Genomic DNA, 13929 nt, shown 5'->3' on the forward strand with positions numbered 1-13929 from the left:
GCCGGGTGAGTGCCCCCGGGGTCCCGGGTGCGCTCCGCGGACACGATCGGGACCCCGGGGGCACTCGGGCGAGGTCACCCCCCGAGGCGGCGCGCCAGGTCGACAAGGTCGGGCAGCAGCAGGACCCGTCCGCCGGAACCCGGCAGCGGGACGTTCAGCGGTGCGGTCCACCGGGCAGGGATCGCGTCCAGCCCGTAGCGGGCGCCCGCGAGCCCGCCGGTCACCGCGGCGACGGTGTCCGTGTCGCCGCCCAGGTCGACGGCCGCGTGCGGTCCGACACCCGGGAGTGTCGGTGGTGGGGGCTAGGTTCGGGGGGTGAGCGACTACTACGACCTGTTCCTGGCTGTGGATCTCCCGTCGGACCTCCCGGCGTCGGTCGTACAGGAGGTGAGATGGCTCCTGGGTCAGGCCGACCGGGCACCGGCGACGCATGCTGCCGTCGACTGGGAGGACTCCGGCCACGAGCCGTGGCCGGTGTTCGACGGAGGATCGGCGAGCCACTCGTTCGCCGGTGCGGACACCGCCTTGCTGGTCCGTGCCGTCGATCGGGCGGACCCCGAGGGGAGCGCCCCCTGGGCGCTCACCCTTCGCACCGGTGTCCACGAGGACGAGTTCGGGGTGGTGATGGAGGCGGTGGAGTGGCTCCTCCGGAAGGCGACCGGCGTCGGATGGGTGGGGTTCGTCCGCAGTTCGGCCTCGGAGGGCATCCGTCATGTGATCCGCCGGCAGGACGGGTTCGATCTGGTGGATGTCCGTTCGGCCGGTCCGCGGGCCCAGGTCTCCTGGTCGTAGGGCGACGGCCTGTCCGGACATTCCCGCGGGCGCGTCCCGGTCGGCCCGCTCACTCCGTCACGGGCAGGCACTCGGCGAGCAGGCCGACGATGTCGCGCCAGGCCCGCCGCGCGTGCCGCGGGTGGTGGCCGACGCCGGGGACCACGCTCTGGTCGACCGGCGGGTGGTGGAAGGCGTGCAGGGCCCCGCCGTAGACCACCAGGCGCCAGTCGACGCCGGCGGCCTGCATCTCGGCGGCGAAGGCGTCCCGTTGCCCGGCGGCCATGATCGGGTCCTCCGAGCCGACCCCGGCCCACACGGGGCAACGGATCCGCGCGGCCTCGCCCGGGCGGCCCGTGGTCAGTGCGTTGACCGTTCCGATCGCCCGCAGGTCGACGCCGTCGCGTCCGAGTTCCAGCGCGATCGCGCCGCCGGTTCCGTAGCCGATGGCGGCGATCCGGTCGGGGTCGGTCCGCGGTTCGGCACGCAGCACATCGAGGGCGGCGTGGCCGATGCCCCGCATCCGGCCGGGGTCGGCGAGCAGCGGCATCACGCGGGCCAGCATCTCCTGCGGGTCGGTGAACCAGTGTCCGCCGCCGTGGAGGTCGAAGGCGAGTGCCACGTAGCCCAGTTCGGCGAGGGCGTCGGCCCGGCGGCGCTGGAAGTCGTTCAGGCCCGGCCCCTCGGGGCCGAGCAGGACGGCGGGCCGGCGGTCGACCCCGGCGGGGAGCGCGAGGTGCCCGGCCATCGTCAGGCCGTCGGCGGGATAGGTGACCGTGCGTGTGGTGACCATCGTCATGAGACGGGACTGTACTGATCGTCGCTCCGGACCGGGGCGGACTCTCCCCTCAGCGAAACGGAGCAGGTGCGGGCCCCGCCGCTCCCGCCCACCCTGCGGTGAAGATCCTCTCCGGCCCCCGACGGTCGAAACTACACTTCACCGCATGCCATATGACGATGTGACACTGCGCCCCGTGGCCGAGAGCGAGCTGGGCACCCTGGAGGAACTGGTCCAGAACCCGGAGGCGGTCGGGACGTTCCAGTGGTTCGGCTGGACCGACCCCGGGTCCTGGCGGCGGCGGTGGGCCGAGAACCGGCTGCTGGGCGACGACCGCGGACAGCTGGCCGTCGCGGCCGGCGGCGAGTTCCACGGGTTCGTCGGCTGGCGGCGGGTGGACGTCGTGCCGCGCTCCTACTACTGGAGCATGGGCATCCAGCTGCTCCCCGGATCGCGAGGGCGGGGCATCGGGACTCGCGCCCAGATCCTGCTGGTGGACTACCTGTTCGCGTACTCGCCGGTCGCGCGGGTGGAGGCCGACACCGAGACGGAGAACTTCGCCGAGCAACGCGCGCTGGAGAAGGCCGGGTTCACCCAGGAGGGTGTGCTGCGCAACGTGGTGTTCCGCGACGGGCAGTGGCGCGACAGCATCCGCTACAGCGTGCTGCGGGACGAGGCGGCCGCCCGCCGGACCTCCGCCGAATCGTAGGCGGCGCGCGGGCGGGCGGGCGGGTGGCCGGGCGGGTGGCCAACTGACGGAGCGCCCGGCCCCGGGGCCCACTCCCGGGGCCGGGGTGCCCGATGTGTGGAATACCGGTCGAAGCCGTTCACGGTTGCGGCACGATGTGCGCCTACCACCTGTGATCTTGACCCGGGGAATCCGCGTGAATTCGACCCATGTCCACACCCCCGCGCCCGCCGCGGCGCCCCTGCCCCCGCGCACCAAGGGGCAGATAGCCCTGCGGGTGCTCGCCCTCTGGCTGCTCCCGCCGCTCGGCGCACTGTGGGCGTGGCGCTCCAAGCGGCTCACCAAGGGCGCGAAGCTCGCCGTCACCGTGCTGGCCGCCGTCTGGCTGCTGATCTTGATCGGCGCCTCCGGCGACTCCAAGGCCGAGCAGGACAGCAAGCCCCCGGGCCCGGTGAGCTCCGCCCCGGCCGAGCCGGCCGCGCCCACCACCCCGCCCGCCGGGACCACCCCGCCGGCGCCCACCACCCCGCCCGCCCCGGCCGCGCCCGAACCCGCCGCCACCGAGCCGCCCGCCGCACCCAGCCCGGTGCCGACCACCGCGCCCCCGGTGCCCGCGCCCGTCCCGGTCGCGCCCAGCACCCCCGCCGCCGCCCCGGCTCCGCCGAAGCCGCCGGTCCCGGAGACCAAGCCGCCGGTGACCACCCCGAAGCCCCCCACCAGCGAGCCGGAACCCACCACCCAGGCCCCGGCGGCGGCCTACTACAAGAACTGCGCCGCCGCGAAGGCCGCCGGCGCCGCACCGCTGCACCGGGGCGACCCGGGCTACCGCGCCGGGCTCGACGCGGACGGCGACGGCGTCGCCTGCGAGCGCTGAGCCCCGGAGGAGGGGGCGGCGCCACGGCCGGTCCACGTCGACGACGATCCGGACCGGCCGTCGGCCCCTTCCTCCCGCGGGGGCACCCGTCCGGACGCGTCGCCGTCGGCGGGCGCGGGGGCCGCCGACGAGCGGTGCCGGGCCCGGCTCGGTACGGGACGGACCGGTGGGCGGCCGGCGCACGGCGGGCGCGAACCGGCCGCGCCGCGAAGGCGTCGAAGTCCGCGGAAAGAATTTCGCGAAGGGGTGTCGAGAACCCGCGCCCGGCTCCGTCCCAGGGGTGAAGACGGCCACAATGGGCCGTACCTCACCAAGGAGAACACCATGGCCAAGTACCTGCTGCTCAAGCACTACCGGGGCGCGCCGGCGGCGGTCAACGACGTGCCGATGGACCAGTGGGAGCCGGAGGAGGTGACGGCCCACGTGCAGTACATGCGTGACTTCGCCGCCCGGCTGGAGGGCACCGGCGAGTTCGTCGACAGCCAGGCGCTCTCCCCGGAGGGCACGTTCGTCCGCTACGACGGCGAGGGGCGGCCCCCGGTCACCGACGGTCCGTTCGCGGAGACCAAGGACCTGATCGCCGGCTGGATGGTGATCGACGTGGAGACCTACGAGCGCGCGGTCGAGCTGGCCGGCGAGCTGTCGGCGGCCCCGGGCGCGGGGGGCAAGCCGATCCACGAGTGGCTTGAGGTGCGCCCGTTCTACGGCGAGAAGTGCACGGCCACCGAGTGAACGAAGCACTGCTCCGGGCCCTGGTGCCCGCGGTGATCGGTGTCCTCGTCCGTCGCGGAGCGGACTTCGCGGCGGCCGAGGACGCCGTGCAGGAGGCCCTGGTCGAGGCCGTGCGCAGGTGGCCGGACGACCCGCCGCGCGACCCGAAGGGCTGGCTGGTCACGGTGGCCTGGCGCAAGTACCTCGACGCCGTCCGGGCCGACACCTCCCGGCGGCGGCGCGAGGACCTGGTCGAGGCCGAGCCCGTGCCCGACCGGGGCGAGGCGGTGGACGACACGCTCCAGCTGTACTTCCTGTGCGCGCACCCGTCCCTGACGCCGGTCTCCGCCGTCGCGCTCACTCTGCGCGCGGTCGGCGGCCTGACCACGCGGCAGATCGCGCAGGCCTACCTCGTGCCGGAGGCGACCATGGCCCAGCGGATCAGCCGGGCCAAGCGGACCGTCTCCGGCGTCCGCTTCGACCGGCCCGGTGACGTCGCCACCGTGCTGCGGGTGCTCTACCTGGTCTTCAACGAGGGGTACTCCGGGGACGTCGACCTCGCGGCCGAGGCGATCCGGCTGACCCGCCAACTGGCGGCCGGCACCGACCACGTGGAGGTCGCGGGCCTGTTGGCGCTGATGCTGCTCCACCACGCCCGGCGCCCGGCCCGGACCAGCCCGGACGGCAGGCTCGTGCCGCTCGCCGAGCAGGACCGCGGCCTGTGGGACACCCGGCTGATCGCCGAGGGCGTCGACGTGCTCCAGGCCGCCCTCGCCCGCGACCGCCTGGGCGAGTTCCAGGCCCAGGCGGCCGTCGCCGCGCTCCACGCCGACGCCCGGACCACCGAGGAGACCGACTGGGTGCAGATCGTCGAGTGGTACGACGAGCTGGTGCGGCTCACCGACAGCCCGGTGGCACGCCTCAACCGGGCCGTCGCGGTGGGCGAGGCCGACGGCGCCCGGGCGGGGCTGGCCGCCCTGGCGGAGCTCGACCCCGCCCTGCCGCGGTACACCGCCGTCGCGGCGTACCTGCACGAGCGCGACGGTGATCCGGCGACCGCGGCACGGCTCTACGCCCAGGCCGCCCGGTCGGCGCCCACCCTGCCCGAACGCGACCACCTCACCCGGCAGGCCGCCCGGCTCAACGCGCAGCTGCGCCGGTGACGCGGCGGGCCCGGGCCGGTCGTAGCGGTCCTCCGTCGGCAGCCGCTCGACGACCTCGACGTCGAACGGCTGCCGGGTGTCGCGTCCGTGCCGGCCGTCCGGGCTGTGCACGGAGACCTCCCCGCCGAACAGCGGGCCCGTCCGCACGGCGGGGGAGATCCCGGACGGGAGCGATCACGGTCGTGCCGCTCTTCCGGTAGCCCGGGCCCGAAGGCGTGGCCCCGACCCTCCGGTAGCCCGGGCCCGAAAGGTGCGGCGCAGGCGGCGCTTGTCCAGGGACACCTTGCACGTCCGGGGGGAAGAACGGCGGGCACGGCGTCCTCACCCACCTCGGCGTCGACACCATCCAGCGCAAGTGGTCACGCTTCCTGTCACCAGCCGTGAGTTGTCAGCCTTCCTGGCGCCCGTCACCGCCGCACAGCCGGTGCAGGGCTACGCGGCTCTCGTCGTCCGCGCCGCGGTAGACCAGAAGCCGGAGCTCCGGGTCCTCCAGCGGGAGCAGGACCTCGAAGTCGACGGCGATCGTCCCGGCGGCCGGGTGCCGCAGCAGCTTGCGACCGCGGCCGTTGACGCGGACCTCCCGCTCGGCCCAGAGCCGGGCGAAGTCCTCGTCCTGCGCGGTGAATTCGGCGATCAGCCCGGCCAGTGCCCGGTCCTGCGGGTGGGCGGCCCAGGCCGCGCGCAGATGGGCGACGCCGTCCCGCAGCACCCTCTCGCGGTCGGCGTAGAAGCCGCGCATCGGCGGGTGCAGCAGGCAGAGCCACATCGCGTTCCGCCGCTCCGGCGGAACGGCGTCGAACTCCGGTAGCAGCCGGGCCATTTCGGGGTTCCAGGCCAGCAGGTCGTAGCGGTGGTCCAGCAGCGCGGCGGGTAGCGGGGAGAGGTCGTCGACCAGGTGGGCCAGCGACGGCGCCGGACCAGCGGCCGGCCCGCCGGTGGTGCCGGGGCGGCGCCGTCCGGCCAGGTCGAAGAGGTAGTCGCGTTCTCCGGGTGCCAGCCGCAGGGCCCGGGCCAGTGCCGCCAGCACCTCCGCGGAGGGCCGTAGCCCCCGGCCCTGCTCCAGCCGGACCACGTAGTCGGTGCTGACTCCGGCCAGCTCGGCGACCTCCTCGCGGCGCAGTCCGGGCGTTCGCCGGGTCCGCCGGTGCGCGGGCAGGCCCAGCCGGTCCGGGTCCAGCCGTTCGCGCCTGCTGCGCAGGAAGGCGCCCAGTTCCTCGGTGGTGTCCATGGTGCGGGTCGTCATGACCGGTCCAACCGCCAGGCTGGGACCGGTCTTCCCAGGAAAGTCCCTCCCTTATCCGGGACCCGCCGTCGCTACAGACTCGGTCCCGGCAAGGAACACGAACACACGCGAACACAGGAGAACCCGATGGCACTGGCCCTCGACGACTACCGGCTGCTGGGCCGCTCGGGACTGCGGGTCTCACCGCTGGCCCTGGGCACCGCGACCTTCGGCACCGAATGGGGATGGGGCGCGGAACGGGCCGAGGCCCGCAAACTGTTCGACCGCTACGTCGGGCTCGGCGGCAACCTCCTCGACACCGCCGACACCTACACCGACGGCAGCTCCGAGCGCCTGCTGGGCGAGTTCGCCCATGAGGAGCGCGAACGCCTGGTGCTGGCGACCAAGTACTCGACCCTGCGCCGCCCCGGCGACCCGAACTCCGGGGGCGGGCACCGCAAGGCGCTGTTCGGCTCGGTGGAGGGCAGCCTGCGGCGGCTCGGCACCGACTACCTCGACCTGCTGTACCTGCACGTCTGGGACTTCCGGACCTCGGCGGAGGAGGTGCTGCGCGGCCTGGACGACCTGGTCCGGCAGGGCAAGGTGCTGTACGTGGCGATCTCCAACACCCCGGCCTGGCAGGTGTCCCGGATGCAGGCGATCGCGGACCTGCGCGGCTGGTCGCCGCTGGTCGCGCTGCAGGTCGAGTACAGCCTGATCGAACGCACCGCGGAGCGCGACCTGATCCCGATGGCCCGGGAGCTGGGCCTGGGCGTGGTCCCGTACTCGCCGCTCGGCGGCGGGGTGCTCAGCGGCAAGTACGGCCGGGACGACGTGGGCGCGACGGGCGCCGGCCCCGACGGGAGCACCCGCCGGAGCCACAACCTCGCCCTGGGAACCCTCACCGAACGCAGCCTCGGCGTGGCCGGGGTGGTCCGGGAGGTGGCCGACGAGGTGGGGCACACTCCGGCCCAGGTGGCGCTGGCCTGGACGCTGCGGAACCCGGGCGTGACGACCACGCTGCTCGGCGCCCGCACCTGCGCCCAGTTGGAGGACAACCTGGGCGCCCTGGCGGTCGAGCTGACGGACGCCCAGCTGGCCCGGCTCGACGCGGCGGGCGCGATCGCCCTCGGCCAGCCGCACGAGCTGCTGGTGAGCGAGCCCATCCGCCGGGTGACCACGGGCGGCCTGCGGATCGAGAGCCGCCGCTGACCCGGCCGCCGGCGGCGGGAGCCGGAGTCCGCACTCGCGGTCGGTTCACCGTCCGGGCGAGCCACGTCCGGACCGCTTCCGCGTCGGCGACGGTCGGACCGGTTCCCACTCTCGTGACCAGGGTCCAACCAGCGCGTCACGACTCAGGAACCATGGATCGGCTGTGTGGATCTTGGTGACCACCAGCTCGCGCACGGGACAGATATCGCGCGTCGGCGCAGGGTGTGACGGGGCGCGGTAGTTGTCACCACTGATGCACATCTACCAGGGCACGTGCCGGGTGTCTGCCGCGATACCTGTCATCGAATTGGCAGAGAAACCGTCATCAGGCGAGGATTTGGCAGGCTATCTGTCACTCATGCCTACGGGCACGGGAGCTGGTCCAGCGAGGTATCTGTCGGCTGGTAGTGGCGGGGCGGTGCCGGGCTGTCGGCGCGGCACGACCCCGCCCCGTGTCTCACTCTGTCGGGGTCCAGGTGATGACGACGGCTCCGCTGTGGCCTGCGGTGCCGGAGGCTCCGGATTGGCTGCGATGGCCGTAACCGCCCTGGTCACCGCTCATGCAGCTCGAGCCGCCGCCGAAGCTGGGCTTGTAGCAGCCGCCGCGGCCGCCGGAGGCGCCACTGCCGCCTGAGCCGCCCGCGCCGCCGTCTCCTCCGGCGCCGTAGGACTTGCCGCCGGAGGAGACGGCGGCGCCGCCCTTGCCTCCTTGGCCACCGTTCCCGGGTGTGCCGCCGCTGCCGCCGCTCACCGTGCTGTTCTCGATGCCCTTACCGCTCTTGCCGGCACTACCCGCGCCGCCGGCCGTGCCGGGGGTGCCGCGGGTACCGTCGCCGCCCGGGGTCGCGGTGTGGGGCAGGGACTCGAAGCTCTCCTCGCAGGTTGCCCTGGTTGCGCTGGCCTTCCCGCCGGTGCCCGCGGTGCCCGGGGCGTTCGCGCCGGCTCCGCCGGTTCCTGGGGCGCCCTTGCCGAACGTGCCGTCCCAGCCTCCTCCGCCGCCCGAGCCTGCGCTGCCGGCTTTCCCAGCAGCGCCACCCTCTCCACCAGGGGCACTGACGAACGGCCCGTCCGGGTCGTCTTCATACTCGTCCTCGCCCCTTTCGATGAGGCCCTGGACGGTCGTGGCGTGCTCCCCGGGGGCGTTGCCGGGCCGACCTGCATCGCCGGTCCACCCGGTGCTGCCGTCGTATCCGCCGGGATGGAACAAGCTGCTGCCGCCTGCGCCTCCCGGGTCGGTGTCGCCCCTGCCGGCTCCTGCGGCGCCACCGGGGCCGCCGCTGCCGACCTGGATGAGCAGTGTGGTTGCCGTGATAGTGCAGGTGACGAACTCCCCGGCGCTGCCACCACCGCCGCCGCCACCACCTGCCCCGCCGCCACCGCCGCCTCCACCACCACCGGCGTTCGCGGCCAGCCCCCCTCCCTCGCCGCCTCCACCTCCGGTGCCGCCGGTAGAGCCACCGCCACCACCGCCACCACCGGCGCCACCGCCGCCGGCGCCCCAGAGCGAGATCGTGATCTGCCCGTATCCGTCGGGGTGAGTCCACACGTATGAGCCGGGCTTGTCGAACACCGCCTCCTGCGCGACTTCAGCCGCGTGGACGGGGCCGGCCACACCCACGGGCACCAGGGAGCTGATGACGGCCATGGCCACGGCCACGCGCCGGGCCGTCCGGCGCGCCGAACGCGCAGCGTCAGGACCGGCCGAGGTGAACGGTTTCACGGCCGCGGGCAGAGCGGCGGTCGGCAAGGAAAGGATCTTCATGCCAGGACTAACGGCATCCGAAGCCGTCCGGGCACGCCCCGTCACGGTCAGTTCACCGCCACGGTCGGGCCCAGCCCTCGGGCTCAGCGTCGCAGGGAGCGAACGCGCGCTGCCTTTGACGAGTAGCCCCTGCTTTTCACCGGCTGTAGGGGCGACTCCTCATGATCCAGGACGCGATGCTGGGAAGTTGTCCGCCCGCTCCTGGTGACATCACGTTGATGCTCATTGACCCCGTCGAAGCCATCAGACCCGCCGACGCGGATTGAAATCCGTCATGGCAGCTTCGGCCGGAAAGGCACATACGCATGCATCCTGGGCCCCTGACGCCGGACAGCGGAGACCAGGATGCGTGCCGGCTGCTACGGGTGTCGGTGGCCTGCGGCCTTCAGGCGCGTGGGCAGCCACGCACGATAGCGGCGCAGGGCCCGGCGCTGCTGACGCTGCTCCCCGAGCAGGGCGATCGCCGGGTGGATGCCGGGCCTGGGCTTGCTGCCGCGGGCGATGCGGCGCAGTTGGCGGCGGACCTGGGCCATGCTGGCGGCTGAGGCGAGGGGCTTGTCCTTCCAGGTGACCGGTCGCATCTGGCGGTCGGCCTCGCGGCCGTTGAGCCAGTGGTTGGGGAGGTCGGGGGTGACGGCGAGGGCGGTGCCCATGCCGACGAGTGCGACGCCGCTGGCGAGGACCTGTTCGGCGGTGGTGTGCCGGGTGATGCCGCCGGTGAGCATCAGCGGGACGGGGCTGGTGGTGACCAGGTCCTTGGCCAGCTCCAGGAAGTACGCCTCGCGGGCCTGCGTGCGGGTGTCGGTGGCTCGGCCGGTCATGGCGGGGCTCTCGTAGCTGCCGCCGGAGAGTTCGACCAGGTCGACGTCGAGCAGGGACAGCCACTCGATCACCTGGCGTGCGTCGTCGGCGTCGAAGCCGCCGCGCTGGAAGTCGGCGGAGTTGAGCTTCACGGCGACGGTGAATGACGGGGAGACCGCGGCGCGGACGGCGCGGACGGTGTCCAGGAGCATCCTGGCCCGGTTCTCCAGAGAGCCGCCCCAGGCGTCGGTGCGCTTGTTGACCAGGGGTGACAGGAACTGCGACAGCAGGTAGCCGTGTGCGGCGTGGATCTCCACCCCGTCGAAGCCGGCCTGTTCGGCGCGCGCGGCCGTGACGGCGAAGCGCTTGACGGTGGCCTCGATCTGCTGGGCGGTCATGGCGCTCGGTCGGCCGAAGCGGCCGCTGTGCTTGCCCAGGTCGACGCCGAGGTCGGACGGTCCCCAGACGACGCCGGGCATGTCGGAGGCGACCTGGCGGCCGGGGTGGTTGATCTGCATCCAGATCGCCCCGCCGGCGGACTTGCCCGCCTTCGCCCACTCGGCGAAGGGCTCCAGGGGCGCGGCCTCGTCCAGGACGACACCTGCGGGGCCGGTCAGGGCCTCGGCGTGGACCATGACGTTGCCGGTGATCAGCAGCCCGGTGCCGCCGGCGGCCCAGCGCCGGTACAGGCCGACCAGCTGCTGGTCCGGGAGCTGGCCGGTGCCGGCCATGTTCTCCTCCATGGCCGCCTTCGCGATCCGGTTGGGCAGCACCGCCCCGGAGCCCAGGGGCAGCGGCGTGAACAGTTCGCTGGCCATCTGATTCTTCCTCTTCCATCGACTAGGATGTGTACATCGCTTACATTAAGCCAATAATGTAGGCGGTGCAAACATTGGAGAGAGTGACCCATGACACAAGTGAGTGCCTCGTACCACCACGGCGATCTGCGCGCCGCATGCCTGCGCGCCGCCCGGGAACTCCTGGAGGAGGACGGGAGTGCCGGGCTGTCCCTGCGGGCCGTGGCTCGACGGGCGGGGGTGTCGGCAACCGCCCCCTACCGCCACTACGCAGACCGCGACGCGCTCGTCTCGGCGGTCGCGGCCGAGGGCTACGCCGAGCTCGCCGACCACCTGGCGGCGGCGCACCCGTCACCGCGCACGCCCGAGGACCTCGCCGAGGTCGCGGTCGCCTATGTCCGGTTCGCCCTGGAGCGTCCGGCGTTGTTCCGGGTGATGTTCGCCGAGCCCTGTGATCCGACGAGCGAGGAGCGGGTCGCGGCGACCGCCGCCATCTGGGAGTACGTCCGCGGCATCGTCCACGGCGTCTTCGCCGGCTCCGACCCCGAGGCCCTGTCCACCGCCGTGTGGGCCGTCGTCCACGGCCTGGCCTTCCTGCATCTGGACGGGAAGCTGGACACCTCCACCCCCGGGGCGGTGTCGGCCCAGGTCCGAGCCGCCGTCCAGGCACTGCTGACCGCGACTCCTGGGCGGCCCCAGCCGAAGGCCGCGACGGCCGAGCAGGTCGACGCCTAGCAGTGGCCGAGCCAGGCGGGTAGATGTTGACACTGCACACTTAGTGAGCCTAATGTGTGCAGTGCAAACATTTCTTGGCTCATGCGAACGGACTTGCACCATGAAGGCAATAACGATCAAGGAATTCGGCGGCCCTGAGGTCCTGGAGTGGACCGAGGTCGAGGACCCGACCCCCGCGGCGGGCGAAGTCGTCATCGACGTGGCCGCCACCGCCCTCAACCGGGCCGACATCATGCAGCGCTGGGGCCTGTACCCCCTCGCCCCCGGCACGTCCCCCTACCCCGGGCTGGAGGCGTCGGGGCGCATCAGCGCCATCGGCGAAGGCGTCACCGGCTGGAAGATCGGCGACGAGGTCTGCGCCCTGCTCACCGGCGGCGGCTACGCCCAGAAGGTCGCCGTTCCCGCGGGCCAGCTCCTGCCCGTCCCCAAGGGCCTCAGCCTCGTCGAGGCGGCGGCCCTGCCCGAGGCCGTCGCCACGGTGTGGTCCAACCTCGTCATGACCGCTCGCCTGGAGCACGGCGAGAGCCTCCTCGTCCACGGCGGCGCCGGCGGCATCGGCACCGCCGCCATCCAGATCGCCAAGGCCCTCGGAGCCCGCGTCGTCACCACCGTCGGCGGCCCGGAGAAGGCCGCCCGCGCCCGGGAGCTGGGCGCCGACGTCACCGTCGACTACCGCACCGAGGACTTCGCCGAGCACGCACCCTACGACGTCATCCTCGACGTCATCGGGGGCCAGTACCTCCAGCGCAACATCAGCTCCCTCGCAGCGGACGGGCGCCTGGTCGTCATCGGCCTGCAGGACGGCCTGGAGGCCCCGCTCAACCTCGCCGAGCTGGTCTTCAAGCGCGCCTCCGTCCACGGCACCACCCTGCGCACCCGCCCCGCCGCCGACAAGGCCGCGATCATCGCCGAGGTGCGCGCACGGGTCTGGCCGATGATCGAGGACGGGACCGTCAAGCTCGTCGTCGACCGCGCCCTCCCGCTCGCCGACGCCGCCGAGGCGCACCGCCTCATGGAGGCGGGCGGACACACCGGCAAGATCATCCTCGTCAACGACTGAGCGAAGGAACTCCACCGACACCGGCCCCTCGCTCACCCCCGACCCCACCAGCGAGAGCTTCGCCATCGCCGGCCAGACGGCCAGTGGCGGGGCCCGCTTCGGCGCACCCCGCATCGCCCGGGCCGTCGTGGACGTCCGCGAGGCCGCGTACGCGCACCTTACGGCGGCCTCCCTGCCCGAGGCGGAGGGCCGCCACCTCGTCGTGGCGGAGACCACCGACATCGTGGACCTCGGCCGCAGGCTGCTTCCCGCTCACGGGGCCGAGCCGGGGCTGCTGCGCCGAGCGGCTCCCGAGCCCCTCGCGGTCGCCCTCGCGCCGGTGATCGGACTCCCGCGCGAGTACGTGCGCCGCAACATCGGCTTCGACCTCCGCAGCGACAGGGCCAAGAGCCGTCGTGCGCCGGACGCGCGCTACCGGCCCGCCCAGACGTCCATGGAGGAGATGCCCGGCCAGCTCGCCTCGTCCAAAGCGCCGAAGAGCTGAAGCACAGATCCGAAGCCGGAGCAGGGTGGCGGACCGCGGTCCGCCACTCTGCTCCGCTTGTTCGGACCGTTCGCGATCCCGGCCTGAAGAACCGGGCTCGCGCCCGTGTCAGTGGGCCAGGTCGGCCACCATGCGGTGGGCGAGCTGCTTGGCCGAGCCGGGGTTCTGGCCGGTGTAGAGAGTGCGGTCGACCTCGATGTGGGGCAGGAGCGGGAGCTTTCCCTTGGCGTAGTGCGCCCCGCTCTCGCGCAGCCGGTCCTCCAGGAACCAGGACGCCTTGCGGCCGAAGCTGTTCAGCTTCTCCTCGAAGTTGGACAGCGCGGTGATCCGGTATCCGGCGAAGGGCCAGGAACCGTCGTTGGTCCTGGCCGCGAGCAGCGCGGCAGGGCCGTGGCACAGCAGACCCAGCGGCCTGCCGGAGGCGAGTTGCCTGGTGAGGAGCGCTCCCGAGACCTCGTCGTGGGAGAGATCTTCCATGGGGCCGTGTCCCCCGGGGTAGAAGACGAGGTCGAAGTCGTCGGGATCCACGTCGCTGAGGGAGGCCGGGGCGTCCAGTGCGTCCTGGATCGTGGCGAGGTAGTCGGCGACTTCGCGGAGGGTGCCCGGAAGGCCGGCGGTGCGGCCCATGCTGATCCTGTCCAGGGTGGGTCGCTTCCCGCCGGGGGTCGCGATGGTGATCTCCCATCCGGCCTCGGTGAAGATCTTGTGCGGCATCGCCAGTTCCTCGCCCCAGTAGCCCGTGGGGTGCCTGGTGCCGTCCTTCAGCGTCCAGTGGTCGGCCGCCGTGACGACGAAGAGGGCACGGGTCATGTTCTCGCCTTTCCGGGTGATGACGGGGCCGTCCGTCCGAACGGCTGCCGTCGTGTTCCGT

The 13929-nt window shown here is 73.2% G+C and carries 14 protein-coding genes and 1 pseudogene; 9 read left to right on the plus strand and 6 right to left on the minus strand.

The window, feature by feature from the left end; genetic code table 11:
• Positions 1–74: 74 nt before the first annotated feature.
• Positions 75–266, minus strand: a pseudogene (locus tag ABT263_RS02640) (ADP-ribosylglycohydrolase family protein); the annotation flags it as partial.
• Positions 267–387: 121 nt separating this feature from the next.
• Between ABT263_RS02640 and ABT263_RS02645 the strand changes: the two are divergent.
• The gene (locus ABT263_RS02645) at positions 388–792 is read left to right on the plus strand and encodes a hypothetical protein (protein WP_352286758.1); all 405 of its coding nucleotides are present in this window, start codon (positions 388–390) and stop codon (positions 790–792) included.
• Positions 793–841: 49 nt separating this feature from the next.
• Here the strand turns inward: ABT263_RS02645 and ABT263_RS02650 are convergent, their stop codons facing one another.
• Positions 842–1570: a dienelactone hydrolase family protein gene (locus ABT263_RS02650; RefSeq protein ID WP_352286761.1), complete on the minus strand. Its 729-nt coding sequence runs from the start codon at positions 1568–1570 to the stop codon at positions 842–844.
• 145 nt (positions 1571–1715) lie between these two features.
• On the opposite strand from ABT263_RS02650, the gene ABT263_RS02655 reads away from it, so the two are divergent.
• The 4 genes from ABT263_RS02655 to ABT263_RS02670 all read left to right on the plus strand — a co-directional run bounded on the left by ABT263_RS02655 (position 1716) and on the right by ABT263_RS02670 (position 4985).
• Positions 1716–2258, plus strand: a complete 543-nt coding sequence (locus tag ABT263_RS02655; protein ID WP_352286763.1) for a GNAT family N-acetyltransferase — start codon at positions 1716–1718, stop codon at positions 2256–2258.
• 175 nt (positions 2259–2433) lie between these two features.
• Positions 2434–3111: an excalibur calcium-binding domain-containing protein gene (locus tag ABT263_RS02660; RefSeq protein ID WP_352286764.1), complete on the plus strand. Its 678-nt coding sequence runs from the start codon at positions 2434–2436 to the stop codon at positions 3109–3111.
• 324 nt (positions 3112–3435) lie between these two features.
• The gene (locus tag ABT263_RS02665) at positions 3436–3843 is read left to right on the plus strand and encodes a YciI family protein (RefSeq protein WP_329485370.1); all 408 of its coding nucleotides are present in this window, start codon (positions 3436–3438) and stop codon (positions 3841–3843) included.
• A complete protein-coding gene (locus ABT263_RS02670; protein WP_352286767.1) occupies positions 3840–4985 on the plus strand; it encodes an RNA polymerase sigma factor in 1146 nt (381 codons plus the stop codon). Before ABT263_RS02665 ends, ABT263_RS02670 begins: the two co-directional genes overlap by 4 nt.
• 388 nt (positions 4986–5373) lie before the next feature.
• Here the strand turns inward: ABT263_RS02670 and ABT263_RS02675 are convergent, their stop codons facing one another.
• Positions 5374–6228: a helix-turn-helix domain-containing protein gene (locus ABT263_RS02675; protein WP_352286769.1), complete on the minus strand. Its 855-nt coding sequence runs from the start codon at positions 6226–6228 to the stop codon at positions 5374–5376.
• Positions 6229–6354: 126 nt separating this feature from the next.
• Between ABT263_RS02675 and ABT263_RS02680 the strand changes: the two genes are divergently transcribed.
• Positions 6355–7419: an aldo/keto reductase gene (locus tag ABT263_RS02680; RefSeq protein WP_352286771.1), complete on the plus strand. Its 1065-nt coding sequence runs from the start codon at positions 6355–6357 to the stop codon at positions 7417–7419.
• A 457-nt stretch (positions 7420–7876) separates the two neighbouring features.
• Here the strand turns inward: ABT263_RS02680 and ABT263_RS02685 are convergent, their stop codons facing one another.
• A complete protein-coding gene (locus ABT263_RS02685) occupies positions 7877–9181 on the minus strand; it encodes a hypothetical protein (RefSeq protein WP_352286773.1) in 1305 nt (434 codons plus the stop codon).
• A 359-nt stretch (positions 9182–9540) separates the two neighbouring features.
• Positions 9541–10800 carry an NADH:flavin oxidoreductase/NADH oxidase family protein gene (locus ABT263_RS02690; protein WP_352286775.1) on the minus strand — a complete coding sequence of 420 codons (1260 nt, stop codon included), beginning with the start codon at positions 10798–10800 and terminating at the stop codon, positions 9541–9543.
• A 90-nt stretch (positions 10801–10890) separates the two neighbouring features.
• Here ABT263_RS02690 and ABT263_RS02695 point away from each other — a divergent pair, with 90 nt between their 5' ends.
• The 3 genes from ABT263_RS02695 to ABT263_RS02705 all read left to right on the plus strand — a co-directional run bounded on the left by ABT263_RS02695 (position 10891) and on the right by ABT263_RS02705 (position 13058).
• Positions 10891–11514, plus strand: coding sequence for a TetR/AcrR family transcriptional regulator (locus tag ABT263_RS02695; protein WP_352286778.1), 624 nt, complete (start codon positions 10891–10893; stop codon positions 11512–11514).
• Positions 11515–11614: 100 nt separating this feature from the next.
• Positions 11615–12574 (plus strand): NAD(P)H-quinone oxidoreductase, encoded by a 960-nt coding sequence (locus tag ABT263_RS02700; RefSeq protein WP_352286780.1) that lies wholly within the window; start codon positions 11615–11617, stop codon positions 12572–12574.
• Between the two features lie 127 nt (positions 12575–12701).
• Positions 12702–13058: a hypothetical protein gene (locus ABT263_RS02705; protein ID WP_352286783.1), complete on the plus strand. Its 357-nt coding sequence runs from the start codon at positions 12702–12704 to the stop codon at positions 13056–13058.
• Between the two features lie 108 nt (positions 13059–13166).
• Here the strand turns inward: ABT263_RS02705 and ABT263_RS02710 are convergent, their stop codons facing one another.
• Positions 13167–13868 carry a type 1 glutamine amidotransferase domain-containing protein gene (locus ABT263_RS02710; RefSeq protein WP_352286785.1) on the minus strand — a complete coding sequence of 234 codons (702 nt, stop codon included), beginning with the start codon at positions 13866–13868 and terminating at the stop codon, positions 13167–13169.
• Positions 13869–13929: the final 61 nt, after the last annotated feature.

The organism is Kitasatospora sp. NPDC001603, assembly GCF_040298365.1.
GTDB lineage: Bacteria > Actinomycetota > Actinomycetes > Streptomycetales > Streptomycetaceae > Kitasatospora.